The sequence below is a fragment of the Streptomyces sp. WMMC1477 genome (genome assembly GCF_027460245.1).
Taxonomy (GTDB): Bacteria; Actinomycetota; Actinomycetes; order Streptomycetales; family Streptomycetaceae; genus Streptomyces.
Window position 1 is genome coordinate 3,824,399 of sequence record NZ_JAPZBD010000003.1, and the last position, 17,757, is coordinate 3,842,155.

The following is a 17,757-nucleotide window of genomic DNA, read 5'->3' on the forward strand; positions in this document are numbered from 1 at the left end:
ATGGTGGCCCGGCTGTCGCGTCGGGTGGGCGCCGGGCTCCACTGCCCGGGGCGGGTGATGTTGTCGTCGAGACGGTGGACGTTGCTGGTCAGCCGGGGTTTGGCAGGAGCGCGAGTCGTTCGAGGGCGGCGGTGATCTCGCCGGTCCAGGACCAGTGCTGGGTGAGGCGGAGGATCTTGCGGTGGCCGGTGGTGACGAGCTGGGCGGCCGCGGAGAACAGGCGGAATCGCAGGCGGCGGGGTTCCCAGAGCCGGGCCTTGCCGGTGAGGGCGAGCATGGGCATCCAGGCCAGGAGGTCGAGGGCGATCTGGACGATTTCGAGCCAGACCTTGTTCTGGGCGGTGGTGTGGAGGGGCAGGTTGCGCAGGCCGGTGGCGCGGGCGGCCCGGACCCGTCCTCGGCCCGGGCCCGCAGCCGGTGACGGAGCTCGAGGGCAGCGATCGGCCGGTCAGGTGTGTTGGTCGCGAAGCATGTGATCCGCATGCCGTCCGCGTCCGTGATCCTCAACTGGGCGCCAGAGTGGGGCCGTTCTTTGCGGACGATCAGTCGCATGCCGTTGGGCCAGCCGTCCAGGAGCTTGCCGGTGAGCTCGGCGCCCCAGGCCCCGTCACGGGCCTCACCGCCGGTCTCGACGGCTGGGGTCCAGGCTGAGGCGGGGACCTTCAGCACGTGTTCGTGGATTGCTTCGGTGATCACCATGCCGACCGAGTAGGACAGCCCTCGGCCTCGCCTGGCGAGCCAGGACACGAAGTCGTGGGTGCCGCCTGCGGAGTCGGTGCGGATCAGGGTCTGCCGCCCTCGTCGGGAGTGCTTCGGCAGTTGAGCCAGGGCGAGTTGGGCGGTGGTGATGTGGTCGGCGGCCGTGTTGGAGCCCGCGTTTCCCGGTCTGAGGAGGGCGGCGAGGGGCTCTCCGGTTCCGCCCTGGCCGTGGTCGAGGAAGGCCGTCAGGGGGTGATGGCCGTAGGTCTTCTTCCAGGTCGGGGCCGCGTCCTGCTTGTCGGAGTGGGCGATCACGAGGACTCCGTCGAGATCGATGACGACCTGGCCGTCGGCGTCCGGGGCGTTCTTGCCGGCCAACGACCAGGCACGATGGCGGGCTTCGGAGCGTGTGGACCGGATGGCCTGCAGGGCTTTCTCGCCGGAGGCGGCGAGGGTGTCGATCAGGCGGGAGATGGTCGGGTCGGAGGCGACCGGGCCGAAGACGGCCGGCTCACACTGCAGCATCGCGACGTCCGCGAGGCAGTCCCCGCCCAGTGCGACCGCCAGGGCGACGTCCATGGTGCTCCTGCACTGCCAGGCAGCTTCCGTGCGCTACGGCTTGCCCGTCACGAGCCCGGGTCTCGATGAGCCCCCCAAGTAACTACCTGGTTCTACACATCTACAACTGGCACCAGTGACACGCAGAGTAGCCGACTGACAACAGAACGGGTACATTGCGCCGTCGCGCTTCCTCGAACGCCTCCGGCGACCAGGGCCACCAGTCGACCGGATTGTCAGCGTGCTGAAGCAGATAAGGCGAGGTCACACCAGCCAACCGGTTCATGCGACCCAGCCTCTCACAACGCCTGGCACGACTGGCGAAACCCTCACGGACCCGCCTCGCTTGGCCGAATTACACTTATGGGCCATCACGTGGTGGGCGGCTCCTTGCCCTCGGAGTCGGGGGCGAACTCCTCCCGGCGTTCCTTCGACTCGGGCAGCCCGGCACCTCGGAACAGTAGGCTGGGCGCAGCAGTGCCGGACCTGCCGAGGCTCCTCGAAGGAGGTACACCATGACCGCCGAGATGGTGGCGCCCGCGTGGATGCATTCGCAGATCAGCGCGGAGGAGTACGACTCCTGGTCCGAGGAGCAGTGCGCCGGCATCGAGATCGTGGACGGAATGGTCGTCGTGAGCCCGAGCGCCTCCAAGCGGCACAACCGGCTGGCTCGGCTCCTGGCCAATGCCCTGGACGCCGCTGCGGGCCCGGACTGGAACGCGGACACGGACTTCGACGTCCGCTTGCAGGACGTTCCGCTCACCAACCGCCGTCCTGACGTCATCGTCTACCGGGCGGAGACCATCGACCTCACGCCCACCCGCCCCGAGCACGTACTGCTGGTCGTCGAGGTCGTGTCGCCTGGCTCGGAGACCACTGACCGGATCGTGAAGGTGGACCAGTACGCCAAGGCCGGCATCGCCTTCTACTGGCGGGTCGAACAGGCCGCCACCGGCATCCCGATCGTCTACACCTACGTCCTCGACCCCGCCACCAAGGCTTACAGGGACGGCGAGATGTTCACCGGCACCGTGAAGGCCACCGCGCCTTTCCCTGTCGCGGTCGACCTTGGGGCCCTGTGAGCAACGAGGAATCGCCCGCGCCCTCAGCGCCTCCGACGCCCTGTGGGCCGAGACATGTCCGCAACCGGGGACCTCTGGGCATCGGCCCCCAGCTCGGCCCGGACCCGTCGTAGGCGGTCCGGAGGGAAGCTGGAGAGCTTCAACCAGGTGCCGACCTGTACGTTCTCGCTGGGGACGAGCCGCGTGCGGAGCCACCCCCGCTTCATGCCCGTCACCCTGATGGCGTGGCGTCGTCAGCGGATCACTACGTCGTGGTGATCACTGGCGATGACCTTGCCGTCCTTGACGATCCATACCTCCACGTAATGCCGACCCCGATACCTTGTGCGCTCATGGATCCGTGGTCCGCGCCCTGGCGTGATCTGACCACGTAGGCCGTGGGCATTCTCGGCGTCCGGTCCGTAGTTGCGGACCTTCCACCAGATGTCGTACGGCTGCGGGGCGTCGGTGCTCACCGTGAAGTAGATGTCCCGGCCGACGGGGGCGAAGCCGGTACGGCGCAGGTCCACGGACCCGGTGCCGATGGGGTTCGCGACACGGGCCTCGATCCGAGCCCAGCATCCACCCGCCCACTGCACGCCCATCTCCTCAATGAACCTCTCCGACGGTGCCCGGGTGGCCCCTTCCGTCGAGGCCGGCTGCCCGGCCTTGGCGAGGGAGGCCGGCGCCGTCGTGGCCGGTGCCCTGAACCCGTCGCCGAAGAGCTCCTGCCAGAGCTTGACGCTCTTGTCCCTGTCCTGCTCGTCCAGGGCCGCACGCATCCGGGTCGCATACGACTGAATGTGCTTGGCGAAGTTGGCGTACCGGTCCTGGTTCCAGCGATGGTTGAAGCTGGTCTGCGGGCAACTCGGGTCGGCGATCACGGGCATTAGCGGGTTGAGGGCCAGCCACGCGGCGAGGTCCTCGATGAGGTGGACCAGAGTGGTGGGCACGCCGCTGTAGCGGTTGCCCGTGTCGTAGACCTGGACCCGTTCGCCGAGCAAGGCGGTCAGGATCACCGAGGGGATGCGAAAAGTGTCCTTGGAGTCCCGCAGGTACTTCACCAGGCGAATCACCTTGCGTAGGTTGCCGCCGGTCAGCGAGTCCTTCTCCTTCATCCACGCGGTGTAGCCCTCGGGGTTGGTCTCCTCTAACTCCTCTACCTCCGAGTTGACGATCCCCTGCCGACCGTCGGGCAGGATGAGGTGGGGGACGATGTCGACGTGGCAGTCGCCCGCGTAGTCGATCCGCACGCAGCGGTTCTTCTTCACTACCATCGACTTGTAAGTGTTGCTGCGCTTGAGCGCGGCGAACAGGGCGTTCAGGTACTCCGACGGCGTCGTTTCCCATGCCTCGACGACGGTCAGGTTGAGCAGGAAGTCGGCGTCGAACTCGTCGTTCTTGCCGGCCACTGGCTTGATGATGGTGCGATGGGCCCAGGAGCCCTGTCTGGTGGTGCCGAGGATCAGCGGGCCGATAGCCGAGTCGATGGTCAGGAAGTTCAAGATGGCCGTCACCCGGGTGTCCAGCTGATCCAGCCTGGTCTGGTTGAGGTTGACCGTCTCCTTGAGCAAGGTGTTGAAGTGCCCGTTCAGTTTCACTTGATCTCCAGCGCGGGGCGGTAGCCGCCGTCGGTGCGGTCGTAGATCGTCAGACTGAGATGGACCTGGCGGTCGTGGACACGGCCCAGACTCACTGCGGCGGACAGCGGTACAGCGGGCAGGATGTGCAGCCGGCGGATGGTCTTCGCGTTCGCCTCGATGTCGGCGAACAGGGCGCGAAGGTTCTCTTGAAAGCGGGCGAGGCTGTCGCGGTGGCGCATGATGTCCGGGGCAGCCGCCACGTCCGCCGGGCTGATCCGGTAGCGCCGCAGCCCGGCCAGTTGAGGGGGCAGTTCCCCGGGCTGGATGGTGCCGGAGATGTTGAGCACCAGGACGGCCTCGTCAGCGGGCGGCACGTCCAGGTCGAGGTGTGTCGCGAAGGCGACGACCGGTCCGTCCTCGCTCCATGTCCAGGTCTCATCGTGGCGGTGGCGCTGGTAGATATCGGTGGGCACGGTGTCATCCAGACGCGATCCCAGGTAGACGAGGAGCGGGATGCGGGCGAATCCGAAGACACTGAGATGGGCCACCTGGTCGCGGGAGATGCCCTCATTGAGCTTGTTGTCGACCACGTTGTCGATCACGGCCTTCGCCTGGCTGTAGTACTCGCCGTTGGTCCCATCCTCCCCGGAGACGTCGCGGAGGTCGATCGTGGCTTCGCCGAGTACATGGCGGAGCTCGATCTCAATTCCATGGCGGGAGTAGGACTCAAGGAAGAGGGGGACTCGATCGCCCGAGATGAGCACGGCGGACGAGGCTGTCTGGCGGGTCAGTTCGACTTGCTGCCCCCGAACCTGACCGATCATCCGCAGCACGGTGGTCGTACGGTCTGGTGCGATGCCGGTGACGTGCTTGATCCGGTCTTCGTGGGTGTGCTTGAGAGCGAGCAGTTTCTCGACGGTGAAGACGTCGAGGTTCTCCGGCGCGTCGATCTCGTCGTGCTCGTCGGCGCAGACCAGCATCACGTTGTCTGCGGTGTCGCGCTCGACGAGATCGTTCTGCCCCCGTGGAGAGCCCGCTGTTTTCTGCTGGCCGACGATGTGGGCGAGCTCGCCGAGGCGGATGGTCTTGTTGGCCAGGGCCCCATCGAGAAGGTAGCGGTTGCAGATCGCGCATCGGCCCCCGCTGCGGACCCAGACCTCGAACCTGACCGGCTGGGGCAGGGCCTTCCGCTTGTAGCCGCTCTTCTTTGCCGCCAACTGAACCTCGCAGGACGCCAAGTCGGTTGCAGGGGCAGGGAATCCTGCGCCGTGAGAGAACGGTACGCCCCTGGTCCGACACTTCGCGCGACCTCACATGCCGCAACTCCAGGCACGCCCACTTCGTGCTGCTGGGGTCGGGGCTACGTTATGGACCGGACCAGTAGCGGGTCAGCCGGATGAGACCGCCGAGACGCCGCCGGTGGCCACCAGGCGGTCGGGACGGCCTCTACGGCCAGCTGCGGCTTCCGCAGATCAACACGCGCGGCTCGCCCAAGTCCGTCCCCATTCCCTCTGTGTGCGTGGCCAGTTGAAGACGAGTGCGAGGAAGCCGTTTGCGGATGCTGGTCAGCGACTCGCAGTCGCGGGTGCAGTAGAGCTTGTTGGTCAGCAAGAGGGCCCAGGTACCGAGTTTGGGCGGGATGCACATGCCAGTGCCGATGAAGCCGCAGTGCACCCAGATGCGGTCGGCCACCCCGGTGCCTGGGTCTACCCCTGCCGCGCCGTAGCTGATCACCCTCGGCGCACCCGCCCTGCAGTCCTCACACTCGACCACGGGCGGCGGGTGCTGACCGCTCCCCCCACCGCCACTCTGACCCCACGGGGCTGCGACCGGATCGGGAGACCTGTCGCGGCCCCGTGGCGGCCCACCCCTGCCACTCCGCCACGTAATCCTGACTGTGGCGTGGGCCGCAGACTGCGGCTCCGTGCCCCCTACTCCTCAGCGGCGACAGCGGGTGCGCTGCCCTCCAAGCACTGGCGGATACTGGCTATCTTCTCAGGCCCCCACTCGGGCGAAGCGGCCAGTTCGGCCTCCACCCAGGCGTCGATACTTGCGTTCAGATCCTCACCGTACGTATCCACGCGACTCCCACCCCTGACAACACCCCAGGCCATGACTGCCTGGCCACTCACATGCGCTACCGCCAGTGACACGCAGGGTATCCAACTGGCAGCAAAACGGGAACATCGTGCCGTTTCGCTTCCTCGAACGCCTCGGGTCCCCACGGCCACCAGTCGACCGGGTTGTCAGCGTGCTGAAGCAGATATGGCGAGGCCGCACCAGCCAACCAGTTCATGCGGGTCAACCTCCCACAGGGTCTGACGCGAGCACCGAAACCCGCCCGAGCTCGCCACGCTCGGCCGGGTCGGGGTCCCACTGCCCCGGAACCGCCGGCTGGACCGCTGGCCATTCAGTCACGCCAGGGTCCTTGGGAACGAGTGGTGCGTCGATCGCGCCGTCCGACTTCTTGTGCAAGTGACAGTATCTGAAGTACCTTGCAAAGCATGCCAGATGACGCATGGTCACCGCCTTCCGTCCTGCTGACAGTCGACCTCGTGATCCTGACGCTGCGGGAGAGTCGTCTGCACGTGCTCTTGGTGGAACGGGGCGAAGAACCCTTCCGGGGCGCGCTCGCGCTGCCGGGAGGGTTTCTGAACCACGATGGCGAGGAGATCCTCGACGCCGCCCATCGCGAGCTGCGTGAGGAAACGGCGCTGACCTCCGGCTGGGTGCACCTTGAGCAGCTGGCCGTGTACGGAAGTCCGGGCCGCGACCCGCGGGGACGAGTCGTCTCCGTGGCTCACCTGGCGATCGCACCAGGGCTGCCCGATCCTGTCGCGGGGACCGATGCCACCGATGCCACCTGGATTCCTGCGGGCGCCGTCCTGTCCGGCGAAACCGCTCTCGCCTTCGACCACCGCCGCATCGCTGAGGACGGGATCGAACGCGCGCGAGCCAAGATCGAGTTCTCGGCGCTGGCCACCGCGTTCTGCGGGGAGACCTTCACCATCGCGGAGCTCCAGCAGGTGTACGAGGCCGTCTGGGGCACTCCGCTCGACACCCGCAACTTCTACCGGAAGGTCCAGGCCGCGAAGGGATTCATCGTTCCCACCGGCGCGTACCGCAAGGCCACAGGGGGACGGCCCGCGCGGCTGTACCGAGCCGGGCCGAACACCGTGCTGTTCCCACCGCTGATCCGACCCCACACGAGAGGGGAAGAGGAGTAGATGTCGAAAGACCTGGTGGTGATTCTCACCGCCCTCAATCTTGAGTATCAGTCCGTGCGCGAGAGGCTGGCGGATCTTCGATCACATCTCCACAAGAGTGGTACCCGGTTCGAAGTGGGCGTCGTGAAGGGCACGTCGTGCCGTGTGGCGCTCGGGCTGACGAGCAAGGGAAACCAATCCTCCGCGGTGATCGCGGAACGCGCGATCCAGGAGTTCTCGCCCGTGGCCGTGCTGTTCGTCGGGGTCGCCGGTGCCCTGTGGGACGCCACGAGGCTGGGTGACGTGGTGGTGGCGTCGCATGTGTACGCCTACCACGGCGGCACCAGCGAGGACGATGGGCTCAAAGCCCGCCCTCGGGTGTGGGAAGCGCCGCACGGCATCAGCCAGCTCGCCTCGCACCTGGCCCGTCTGGACGAGTGGGCGGATACCACGCCTGGTCACGAGGACCGACCGCAGGTGCGTTTCGGGGCTGTCGCCGCCGGCGAGATCGTCCAGAACTCGAGGATCTCGGCCGAGGCGAAGTGGATCCGGCAGCACTACAACGATGCGCTCGCCATCGAGATGGAGGCCGCCGGTGTGGCCCAGGCCGGCCATCTCAGCGGAGCTCCCGTGGCCATCGTCCGGGGAATCAGCGATCGGGCGGACGGCACGAAGAACAGTTCGGACGACCGCAACTGGCAGCCTCGGGCCGCGGCGAACGCGGCGGCTTTCGCCGTCCGCCTGGCAGTGGAACTGGTGAACGGGCAGAGGGAGTCCGCCATGCAGTCCGCAAGGGCCCAGGACGACAGGGACCGTTCGGTCGAGCGATTAGACCGGGGGGTCATCAACACCGCTCACAACAGCACCGTCGGCATCATGGCCGGCTCGGTCACGGGCAGCAGTGTCCACATGGGCACGGCCCCGAAGGCATCCGGTCCGACGGACCTGGTCACGGAGCTGAACGGGTTCCGCGACCAGCTGAGGTGGCACCGCGCCGAGGGCGTGCTCGACGAGGACAGTTACCAGGCGGCCCTGACCGATCTGGAATCCTCCCTCCGGTCGGCCGGAGAGCGCGCCCCTGGGTCGTCGAAGCAGACCGTCCTTGCGCTCAAGAGGCTGCGTGGACTGGTCGCGGAATGCCCCGCGCTGGTAGCCGCGTTGGCACCCCTGGTCGCCACGGCCGGTGGCCTGGCATGAGCCGCGACGACAGTGCCGCGTACAGCTCGGATTCGTACAACTCGGCCGCATACTCCACCGTCGGGATTCAGGCCGAGACCGTCCACGACTCCCACGTCTACATCGTCCACCCGGACGCCTCGCCGCAGGAGAAGTACCGGGTCGGCGTGCGGCTCCTGGAGGACGGCGTCCCCAGTCGCGCCCGGGAAATGATCACTGATGCCATCGCCCACGGCCACGACGGCACGGAGGTGCGCTTCCATTGGGTGCTGGCCATGCTCAGCGCACGTACCCACCACGACCTGAGCGACGAAGAGGTCCAGCGGCTGCGCTACACCGCCGTGCGCGTGCGGAACTACGCCGAGGACGAGTGGACGGAAGCCCTACGCGTCACCTTCGACCTGTTGGCGGCGCTCAGCACTGCCGGCAGCGAGACCGGACCCGTGCTGAAGCAGTTGCAGGACCTGCCGCACCGCCAGCACGACGCGATCCTCCGCCACCTCGACCTCATGCTCACCGGAGGCCTGAAGGACTACCTGTGGGCGGAAACCCTTGAACGGGCCAAGGCGGAACGCTTCGCCAACGACCGGGGCCAGCGGGTCTGGACCTACTTCGCACCCACCCCCATCGGGGCACGGGCCGTTCCGCCCCGCCCGAGCACCGCTGCCGCCGCCAAGGCGGCCCTCCCCCTCCGCGCGATCCTGTTCGTCGTCAGCAGTGCACTCCTCTGGGCCCTGGCACTGATCACGGATCCGGCCCAGGCGATCGTCGAGTTACCGGTGGCACTCGGCGCGGGCCTGACCGCGGCCCGCTTCGGCGTCCGGTGGTGGGGCCGGTGGCCCGGGCCGGGGCCTCACGGCCGGGGCGTACCCCACCCACGCGATCCTGCCTCCGACTCAGCACCCGGCCCAAACTCCGGACCCGACTCCGGCCCGGACTCCGCCGAGGGTAAGTTCACCAAGCGCGTCCGCCATTCGTTCGATCACTACTTCAGCAGGCGCAGGCCCCACGGGTTCACCTCGGACGCCTGGCTCGCCCACACGGATCAGATCCGCAGCGGCCTCGCCGCCGAGATCGCGGATCTCTACCGGGAGAGCCGGATCGGTGTGGAGCGGGTCGAATGGCTGATCCGGTACCTCGCCGAGGATGCCCGGAATCGCTACAACAACGGCACCCTGTTCGATCAGCACCACCAGGACCGGACTCCGGGCAGGACGAAGGCCCTGACCGTGGCAGCCCTCGCCGTTCTCGGCACGGCGGCTCTGGCCGCGTTCGCCACGGCGGTCACCGATGCCGCCCAGCAGCAGGTTCTGTGGGCGTTCCTGGCTGTGCTCGGTGCGGCCTGGTCCGGGCACGCAGCCGCTTCCCGTTGGCTGGAGGTCCGGCGCGAGGAGCACCGACTGGACCGGGAGAATCGGGAGTACCTGGAACAACTGGCCGCACGGCAGAGCGCCTACCAGCGCTGGCAGTCCTTCCTGGACGACAAGCGGCCCAGCGAACAGGAGATGGAGACTTGGCTCGCCTGCGACAAGACGTCGTTCGTCGACGAGGCGCTCCAGCACCACCGGCTCACCTGGCGCGACCTGATCACTCACACCATCCTGGTGGCCCCGGCTCCCTCCTACAAACGGGGCCGGGTCCGCGGCGGCCCATGGCGGTACTCGCACTACGTCTTCCGACTGTTCCTGTTCACCCAGGACGGCATCCGCGAGATCAGCTCCGAGTTCGACTTCTCCGACGCGACGCGCAGGAACGAGCAGCGGAACAACTACCGGTTCGACGCGCTGGCCTCCGTGCAGGTGACGGAGAACGCCGACGTCGGCTACGACCTGGAGCTTCTCCTCGCCAACGGACCAGCCAGGAAGATCCGCGTCAAGGACGCTGAGGCCCGTCAGCTGGCGCCGACCGAGAATCCCCAGGAAATCTCCGAGATCAGCCTCAGCGCGGCCGGCTCCACCCACACCTTCCGCCTCCTGGAGGGGATAGCGGCGGACGGGAAGAGCTGGATCGAACGGCACGGCCCCGACAGCCTGGCGCCCTTCCAGATCGCCGGCTGATCCTGAACTCGAGCCGAGGAGCACCTGTGACCTGCACGGACGACGTCACCGAGAGTAAGGTCCTGCTGGCCGAGTACGACCGTCTCAAGGAGGAACAGAAGACCCGCATAGGGTTTCGCGACAACCTGCTCTACTTCACGCTCGCCGCAGCCACCGCGGTCGTGGCGATCACCACCCAGAGCGGACAGTCCCGGCTGCTGCTCTTCGTTCCGGCGATCTGTCTGATCCTGGGCTGGACCTACCTGGCCAACGACGAGAAGGTCTCGGCGATCGGCGACTACGTCCGCGACCGGCTGGGACCCCGCCTGGGGGAGCTCACCTCCGCCGACGGCGCGGTGTTCGGCTGGGAGGTCTACCATCGCGACATCGCGGGCCACACCGTGCGCAAGCGGCTTCAGAGCGCAGTGGACCTGTTCACGTACCTGGTCCTGCCCATGGTCTGCACGACCGCGTTCTGGTGCTCTCCCGTCGTTCAGCCGCTGCTCCTGCTCGCGTCTCTCGGACAGACGCTCGCCCTGGCCGTACTGGGCTTGCAGTTCCTGCGCCGTACGGAGCGGTAGCACCACAGGCCTCGACAGGAATGCGTACGGCACCCCCTGCCGCGGGGCGCGAGTCGAACTCCGCCGTAGAGTCAGCAGGCGTCCGACTCGGGCTCGCGGACCAGCCGAGCAGTAGGTCCTGGCGCGCGACAACAGCGTCGGGATAGGAAATGAAGCGTTCCCGGGGGATGCCGAGGCTGCCGCGGATCGACCGATAGGACGTGTGTTGGAAACTGGGCACCTTACGCAGACCCGACTCCTTGTGTCGCTTCGCTGGCGCGTACGGCACATGCTTTGCGGTCAGCACCGACGTCACGCGCGAGGCGTTTCCGGACTCAAGCCATCTCTACTCGTCGGCAGCGAGAGTGCCTCCCTCCAGGTGCTGGCGGATGCTGACGTACTGCTCGGGTGTCCACTTGGGAGAGGCCGCTAACTGATCTTCGACCCAGCGCCTATGTCTCCATCTAGCCGCTCACCGAACGTGTCCATACGGGCCACTCCTTGGAAACACCACAGGTCAGCACTACCTGGTTGTTCACATGCACTGGCACCAGTGATCATCGGGCTAAGTGGCACGACGAATAGCCCACCGAGAGAAGGATGGGAACGTCGCGCCGCTTGGCCTCTTGCATCGCCTCCTCTCCCCATGGCCACCAATCCACCGGATTGGAAGCGTGCTGGAGTAGGTAGGGCGACTGGGAGTTGGCCAGTCGGTTCATACCGACATCGTCGCACTGTGGGGGCTCAGACCCAAGCCTGGCACGGCCGGGCCGCGGGATGCGGCGAGCTCGCGCGGATGGAACGACAGTGAGACGTACCAGAAATCTGCTACGCAGCAACCCTGCTGGCGGTGCTGATATCACCGCGGGCGCGGGTCGGCGCGGACCCAGGTCCGCAAGGTCTCCGCATTGATCCCCAGGTCACGTGCGGCCTGATTTCCCTGTGTAATCCGGAACTGATCCGTACCCACCTACCGTCCGCCCTGACAGCTCAGGCGGGATCCCGCACCCCTGCCTGAGCCGGCACCGCGCTGATGTGCGGCGGTCTGCCGCGTAGCGCGCCTCTCCGGTGCAGCTCGGCGATGTCTGCCTCCAGGCAGTCGCGGATGTCCCGGCCCATCCTCTTGCAGCCGAAGAACTGGCAGGTCTGCTTGATCAGCTCCTCTTCCGACATACCGGGGCATTCCGCAGCCAGCGCATAGAGCGCCAGCCGTCGCTCAGCCGGAGCGATCTGGATCACCGTCCGGGGCTTCTCGCCGGCCTCCGGGCGGCGAGCCTTCAACTCGGTCCGCTCGGCCATCTCGTGGAACGTGCCGTCGAGCGAGACCGTGCCCGAGCGGGCAAGGGCGTCGGCCACGGCCCGGACGTTGTCCCGGATGCGGCTACCCGCCCGCGCCACGCCCCAGGCCTCGTAGAGGGAGCTGTCGAGCGCCCGCTGTGTGGTCTTCTGCGTCACCAGTCCGCGCCCGGTGAGCTCCTTGGAAGGGTGTACGTCGCGGTGTGCTTCGCCGTCGGTCTCGTCGTCCTCGGCGATCGGGGCGAAGCCCCAGCCACGTGTGAGGCCCTTCAGTAGTTCCGTGGCCGGAGGCAAGGTCAGCTCGACCGTTGCTTTCTGGGTGTGGCGGAAGTTGAGGAGCCGGTTGCGGCCGCCCATGTCGATCAGCGAGGTGGTACTCACTTGTTGTGATGAGGCCGGTACTCGCGGGAGGGTCGAGGCACTCGTCTGCTCCATGCCCGGCGCTCTGATGGCCAGAACGCGGCCTTCTGCAGAGTCGCCCGGTCAGGCTGGGGAACGGAGGAACGGGTTTCCGGCTTGAGGCAGCGCGGTGGCAGGAACGGCAGGGTGTACATCGCCCGAGCCGGACGCGCTCCCGCCTCAGGCGATGGCGGCGATGTCACCATCATCGAAGTAGATGGCCTGGTGCAGACGCCCACCGAGTGCAGCGGCGAACCGCGCAAGAACGTCCTGCCCGGAGATGTGCCCACGCTCGATCTGCGACACGCGGCCCTTGGTGACCCCCATGCGATCGGCCACATCCTGCTGCGTCAGCCCACGGGCCCGCCGCAGCTCCGCCAGACGGCGCCCGGTCATCTCCGCGAGGAGTTCCTCCTTGCCTTCCCGTACAGCCTCCTCGCCACCAGCACGGGCGACGTACTCAGCGCGGATGTCCTGCCAACGGGTGTAGCCGCTCACGATCGTCCACCTTCTTCCCCGGCTCGTTTCTTCACATACGTCTCGTAGCGCTGCTCGGCCAGAGGGATTGCTTCCCGGTACCACTCGTTCCACCGACCCGACTTGTCTCCTGCGACCAGAAGGATGCTGCAGCGCCACGGATCGAAGGCGAACAGGATCCGAACCGTCCCCGGTCGCAGCTCCTTCAGGTTCGCCATCGACGAGCCGTGAATGGTGTCGACGAGCGGACGCCCCAGCCCGGGCCCCCCTTCGGCCAGTGCGTCCAGCGCCTGCACCACCCGGGCGAACGCGGACCCGTCCAAGCCGTCGATCCACTCACGAACCTCATCAACGAGGAAGATCTCCCACTCGCCATCTACAGGACTAGTATAGCTATCGCTATACCGAGTGGGCGGCTGCCCCGCAGGGCTGCACTGCTCTGGCCAGCCACTTACCCGGAACGGATGCGGGCTCCTGTGCCTGTGTGGTCACATGGCGCCAATGACACGCAGAGTATCCAACTGACAGCAGAACGGGTGCATCGCGCCGTTTCGCTTCCTCGAACGCTTCGGGTCCCCACGGCCACCAGCCGACCGGGTTATCAGCGTGCTGAAGCAGATAAGGCGAAGTCACGCCAGCCAACCGGTTCATGCGATCCAGCCTCTCACGTCACCACGGTCCTGCCGGTTCGGCCCGCAGGCCCCCGCCCTGCCTGGTCGACGTGCACTCATGTGCCATCACGTGGTGAATGCGGATCGCCCCCTTGGTGCCCAGGCCGCCCTGCGAGCGCTGGAGGTTCTGCCCGTGCCCAAAGCCGGTGCCCGGCTGGAAGCGGGCAGTACGCTGAGTCGAGCAGCACCGCATCCTCGAAGGAGGTACTTCATGACCGCCGAGATGGTGGCGCCCGCGTGGATGCATTCGCAGATCAGCGCGGAACAGTACGACTCCTGGTCCGAGGAGCAGTGCGCCGGCATCGAGGTCGTGGACGGGATGGTCGTCGTGAGCCCGAGCGCCTCCAAGCGGCACAACCGGCTGGCTCGGCTCCTGGCCAACGCCCTGGACGCCGCCGCGGGCCCGGACTGGAACGCCGACACGGACTTCGACGTCCGCCTGCAGGACGTGCCGCTCACCAACCGCCGACCGGACGTCACCGTCTACCGGGCGGAGACCATCGACCTCACGCCCACCCGCCCCGAGCACGTGCTCCTGGTCGTCGAGGTCGTGTCGCCCGGTTCGGAGACCACCGACCGGATCGTGAAGGTGGACCAGTACGCCAAAGCCGGCATCCCCTTCTACTGGCGCATCGAGCAGGCCGCCACCGGCGTTCCGATCGTCTACACCTGTGTCCTCGACCCCGCCGCCAGGGCCTACCGGGACGGCGAGGTGTTCACCGGCACCGTGAAGGCCACCGCGCCGTTCCCCGTCACGGTCGACCTCGGGGCCCTGTGAGCAACGAGGAATCGCCCGCGCCCCCCGCGCCTCCGACGTCCTGCGGGGTGAGACATGTCCGCAACCGGGGGCCTCTGGGCAGTGGCCCCCAGCGCGGCCCGGACCCGTCGTAGGCGGCCCGGAGGGAAGATGCAGAGCTTCAACCAGGTGCCGACCTGCATGCTCTCGCCGGGGACGAGCCGCGTGGGGAGCCGCCCCCGCTTCATGCCCGTCACCCTGACGACGACCTTGCCGCCTGCACCATCGCGGACGCGGCCGCCGAGTACGGTGCCACGGCTCGGCTAGAGCCGCATCGTCGCCCGCCCCGGAGCCCGCGCCCCAGCAGGCGGTGGTCCGCCGGGCCCCGCAGCGCGTCGCGCGGCCTCGCCGAGCGGGGAGCAGGCTCCGGCGGCGGCCGAGAAAAGTCCCGCCGGGATGCAACCCGCTGGGGGTGTGGGGCGTAGAAGGCGTGGAACCCACCCCACCGGCCTCCAGGAGAACGTTGACCATGTCCGCCTCACCCCGCCGGGCCACCGTGCGCCTGCTCACCGCCGTCGCCGTCGGCGCTCTCGCCCTGACCGGATGCGGCGAGGGCAGGCAACCCACGGACCCCGGCCCGGTCGCCGCGACGGACACCGCACCGGCGGGCGGTGAGGGGTCGCGGGACACGCCGGCGTCGGCCGGGACGTCGCCGTGGGCCGGTACGAAGCAGTTCGTGACGATCGACAAGGCGTGGACCGAGGGCGGAGTGACCCGGCTGTCGGTGCGGGTCGCCCAGAAGAAGGTCAACACGCGGTTCGACACCTGGGAGATCACCCCGGGCACCGGCCCGTTCACCACGGTGGCCCTGGCCGAGGACGCCCGGGCTCTGCTGACGGCCCCGGTCCGCGGCGACGGTGCGCCCGGCGCCAGCCAGGCCGAGCCCCTGCCCTTCTCGCAGGCCGAGTTCGTCACCCTCTTCGGGCAGCTCGATCCCCGGCTCTCCGCGGGCATCGGGTACGACCTGAGCTTCGACGGAGCGGGCCGGGTCGTCAGGCTGCAGTCCCTGTACACGCCGTGAGCCGCCGGTGCGCGAGCCCCGCCGATACCGCGGAGGAGGGTGAGCGTGGCTGACGAGACCGGCTTGGGGGACCGACTCGCCGATCTGGCCGCCTCCGGGCAGCGGTTCGCCGTGCCGCCGGACGCTGAGCGGGTCCGGGAACGTGGCGACCGGCGGCGGCGCCGCAGGCGTGCGGCCCTGGCATCGGGCGGGGTGGTGCTGACCGCCGCGCTGGCCGCCGGTGTCCTCACGCTGGTTCCGCTTGGCCCGGGGCCCGCACCGGCCGCCTCGGAGCCGACGGCGCCCAGCACGCCGCGGTTCGTCCCCCCGACGCCCGCACCGGGCGAGGAGTACGCGAGCGAATTCGGCTACGTGTACGACGCGGTGCCCGTGCAGGGGGGTACGGTCCGGATCACCGTGGAGCAGCTTCACACCGGTGTGGTGCACACGGTGACTCTGTCGGCTGAGACGCCGGTGGAGGTCAGGCAGGTGGCCGGCGGGACGCCGGGGGACATGCGGCTGGGCGAACTGGTGAGCCGGCTCAGCGCCGGGCCGCAGTGGGTGTTCGCCGTCGACTACGACGGCGAGGGCCGGATTCGGTCGCTGAGAGAGGCTTTCTGGCTGAAAGTCGAGTGAGGTGGTCAACGACGTTCCCGGGTCCGTCCGGAAACGGGCGACGAGATTCCGCCGATCTTCTGACCGGTCGGACTATTCGTCGTTGCGCGGGGAATGCGGAAGCCCCGTCGGAGGCCGCCCGGAATTCCGCGGAACCCGCCACGTCCGCAAAGGAGCGGTCGCCTTCACCGCGGACCGGCGGACCGGTCCGACAGCGGCGCGGCGAAGGACACGTCGGCGTCGACCGGCGGGACGCCGTGGGCCGTACCGAGCAGTTCGTGACGCTCGGCAGGGCCTGGACGGAGACCGGCGTGGCCCGTCTGCCGGTGCGGTTCGCGCAGGGGAGGGTCAACCCGCGGCTCGGCACCCGGGAGATCACCCCGGGTACCCGGCCCGCCCTGACCGGGACCTCCGCTGCCTGCTCCCGGCCGTGGGGCCGCCCCGCGCGACCGGCGTGCGCGGGCGGGCCCGTGCGCGCCGCTCGGTGCGTCACGCTCCCGGCGGGCCGTAGGCGGCGTACTGGGGCTGCGGCCACAACGCGCCCAGGATCCACGGCACCTGGTCGCGGTCCGCCGCGATCAGGACCTCGCGGTCGCCGTCGCGGCACTCCACCACCAGCGGGCGGCGTACTCCCGCGACGCGGCCGACGGCGTCCCCGCGGTGCAGGCGGACGAACGTGAGGGACGCGGGCAGGGACAGGCGCCAGCTCATGCCCCGGGCGTCGGGGGTGACGGCCAGACCGGCCGGGCCGACGACGAGGTGGTCGCAGTCGGTGCGGCTGTACGGGACTTCACCGGACACCCGCGCGGGGACGACCGTCTCCGCCACCGGGGCCCGGGCTCCGGTGGCGGCCAGCAGCCCGGCGGACCTCCGCTCCGCCTGGTTCCGCTGCCCGCGCCAGGCCAGAGCGCCGAGCGGGACGGCGACGGCGGCCACCGCGCCCGCGGCGGCCGCCGCGGCCAGGGCGCTGGGCGAGACCGCGACCGCGATCATCGCGGCGATCCCGTACAGCGCGGCCGTCACGAACGGGACCGACGTGTGCCAGCGGCCGGTGGACGCGAGGCTGCGGCCGGTGCGCCGGAGCCGCCGCAGCCAGTGGGCCATCCACAGCACCGATCCGCCCAGCGGCGTCATGAGCACGGCCAGGAGCAGCAGCGGGAGGTAGGAACCGACCGGATAGGCGCGGGTGGTCAGACGCTCGTCGTCGCGGGTGGTGATCTCGTGGACCTCGTGGCGCCACGACACGGTGGTGACCGTCTCGCCCGTCTCGACCTTCCGCTGGCTGTTCTTGCCGAGCTGGGCCCGCTGGCGCGTGCCGTCCGGGAAGCCGAGGACGAGGTAGTACCTCTTGTTGTCACCCAGGCCGGTGACGTCCTTGCCGGTCACGGTGGCCCGTCGCGTCAGCAGGCAGTCCGCCGCCGTGTCCGCCGGTGCCGCGCCCTCGGGGCACGGCGCGGCGGCGGCGTAGGCGCGCTCGTCCGCCAGCGCCGACGGCAGCATGGCGGCCGGCACCCCGACACCCGGCGTGACCAGGAACAACCCCAAGAGCACCAACTGCCAGGGGGCGATGCCCCCTTTGCGATACATCGGCGTGCCCGCCCGTCCCCCTCGTCCTCGCGCGTCC

14 protein-coding genes and 5 pseudogenes are annotated in these 17,757 nt (G+C 68.7%); 8 read left to right on the top strand and 11 right to left on the bottom strand.

The features are described 5' to 3' along the window. Positions 1–88: 88 nt before the first annotated feature. A pseudogene (locus tag O7609_RS17195) lies at positions 89–1,278 on the bottom strand (IS1380 family transposase); the annotation flags it as partial. A 103-nt stretch (positions 1,279–1,381) separates the two neighbouring features. Further along, positions 1,382–1,543, bottom strand: a pseudogene (locus O7609_RS17200) (DUF255 domain-containing protein); the annotation flags it as partial. Positions 1,544–1,772: 229 nt separating this feature from the next. Here O7609_RS17200 and O7609_RS17205 point away from each other — a divergent pair. After that, entirely contained in the window at positions 1,773–2,339 is a 567-nt protein-coding gene (locus tag O7609_RS17205) for a Uma2 family endonuclease (protein ID WP_269743846.1), read from the top strand. 233 nt (positions 2,340–2,572) lie between these two features. On the opposite strand, the gene O7609_RS17210 is transcribed toward O7609_RS17205, so the two are convergent. From O7609_RS17210 to O7609_RS17225, 3 genes and pseudogenes are all read right to left on the bottom strand, one after another. Further along, positions 2,573–3,919, bottom strand: coding sequence for an SMODS domain-containing nucleotidyltransferase (locus O7609_RS17210; protein ID WP_269743847.1), 1,347 nt, complete (start codon positions 3,917–3,919; stop codon positions 2,573–2,575). Next, positions 3,916–5,118, bottom strand: a complete 1,203-nt coding sequence (locus tag O7609_RS17215; protein WP_269743848.1) for an SAVED domain-containing protein — start codon at positions 5,116–5,118, stop codon at positions 3,916–3,918. The genes O7609_RS17210 and O7609_RS17215 overlap by 4 nt, the downstream gene beginning before the upstream one ends. Positions 5,119–6,044: 926 nt before the next feature. Beyond that, positions 6,045–6,197, bottom strand: a pseudogene (locus tag O7609_RS17225) (DUF255 domain-containing protein); the annotation flags it as partial. A gap of 208 nt (positions 6,198–6,405) precedes the next feature. Between O7609_RS17225 and O7609_RS17230 the strand changes: the two are divergent. The 4 genes from O7609_RS17230 to O7609_RS17245 are packed head-to-tail and all read left to right on the top strand — an operon-like array spanning position 6,406 to position 10,900. Further along, entirely contained in the window at positions 6,406–7,128 is a 723-nt protein-coding gene (locus O7609_RS17230) for an NUDIX hydrolase (protein ID WP_269743850.1), read from the top strand. After that, positions 7,129–8,304 carry a 5'-methylthioadenosine/S-adenosylhomocysteine nucleosidase family protein gene (locus O7609_RS17235; RefSeq protein WP_269743851.1) on the top strand — a complete coding sequence of 392 codons (1,176 nt, stop codon included), beginning with the start codon at positions 7,129–7,131 and terminating at the stop codon, positions 8,302–8,304. It abuts the gene before it with no gap. Next, a complete protein-coding gene (locus tag O7609_RS17240; RefSeq protein WP_269743852.1) occupies positions 8,301–10,340 on the top strand; it encodes a hypothetical protein in 2,040 nt (679 codons plus the stop codon). The genes O7609_RS17235 and O7609_RS17240 overlap by 4 nt, the downstream gene beginning before the upstream one ends. A 26-nt stretch (positions 10,341–10,366) precedes the next feature. Then, positions 10,367–10,900, top strand: a complete 534-nt coding sequence (locus tag O7609_RS17245; RefSeq protein WP_269743853.1) for a hypothetical protein — start codon at positions 10,367–10,369, stop codon at positions 10,898–10,900. 548 nt (positions 10,901–11,448) lie between these two features. On the opposite strand, the pseudogene O7609_RS17250 reads toward O7609_RS17245, so the two are convergent. The 5 genes and pseudogenes from O7609_RS17250 to O7609_RS17270 all read right to left on the bottom strand — a co-directional run. Then, positions 11,449–11,598, bottom strand: a pseudogene (locus tag O7609_RS17250) (DUF255 domain-containing protein); the annotation flags it as partial. A 271-nt stretch (positions 11,599–11,869) separates the two neighbouring features. After that, positions 11,870–12,556 (bottom strand): DUF4011 domain-containing protein, encoded by a 687-nt coding sequence (locus tag O7609_RS17255; protein WP_269743854.1) that lies wholly within the window; start codon positions 12,554–12,556, stop codon positions 11,870–11,872. Between the two features lie 198 nt (positions 12,557–12,754). Continuing rightward, a complete protein-coding gene (locus O7609_RS17260) occupies positions 12,755–13,072 on the bottom strand; it encodes a helix-turn-helix domain-containing protein (protein ID WP_269736097.1) in 318 nt (105 codons plus the stop codon). Further along, entirely contained in the window at positions 13,069–13,413 is a 345-nt protein-coding gene (locus O7609_RS17265) for a type II toxin-antitoxin system RelE/ParE family toxin (RefSeq protein WP_443072259.1), read from the bottom strand. Before O7609_RS17265 ends, O7609_RS17260 begins: the two co-directional genes overlap by 4 nt. A 127-nt stretch (positions 13,414–13,540) precedes the next feature. After that, positions 13,541–13,702, bottom strand: a pseudogene (locus tag O7609_RS17270) (DUF255 domain-containing protein); the annotation flags it as partial. Between the two features lie 231 nt (positions 13,703–13,933). On the opposite strand from O7609_RS17270, the gene O7609_RS17275 reads away from it, so the two are divergent. The 3 genes from O7609_RS17275 to O7609_RS17285 all read left to right on the top strand — a co-directional run bounded on the left by O7609_RS17275 (position 13,934) and on the right by O7609_RS17285 (position 16,154). Beyond that, entirely contained in the window at positions 13,934–14,500 is a 567-nt protein-coding gene (locus tag O7609_RS17275) for a Uma2 family endonuclease (protein WP_269736095.1), read from the top strand. Positions 14,501–14,987: 487 nt separating this feature from the next. Continuing rightward, entirely contained in the window at positions 14,988–15,539 is a 552-nt protein-coding gene (locus tag O7609_RS17280) for a hypothetical protein (RefSeq protein ID WP_269736094.1), read from the top strand. Between the two features lie 45 nt (positions 15,540–15,584). After that, positions 15,585–16,154, top strand: a complete 570-nt coding sequence (locus tag O7609_RS17285) for a hypothetical protein (protein ID WP_269736093.1) — start codon at positions 15,585–15,587, stop codon at positions 16,152–16,154. Between the two features lie 468 nt (positions 16,155–16,622). Here O7609_RS17285 and O7609_RS17290 read toward each other — a convergent pair whose 3' ends face one another. Beyond that, positions 16,623–17,720, bottom strand: a complete 1,098-nt coding sequence (locus O7609_RS17290) for a hypothetical protein (RefSeq protein ID WP_269744408.1) — start codon at positions 17,718–17,720, stop codon at positions 16,623–16,625. Positions 17,721–17,757 lie beyond the last annotated feature (37 nt).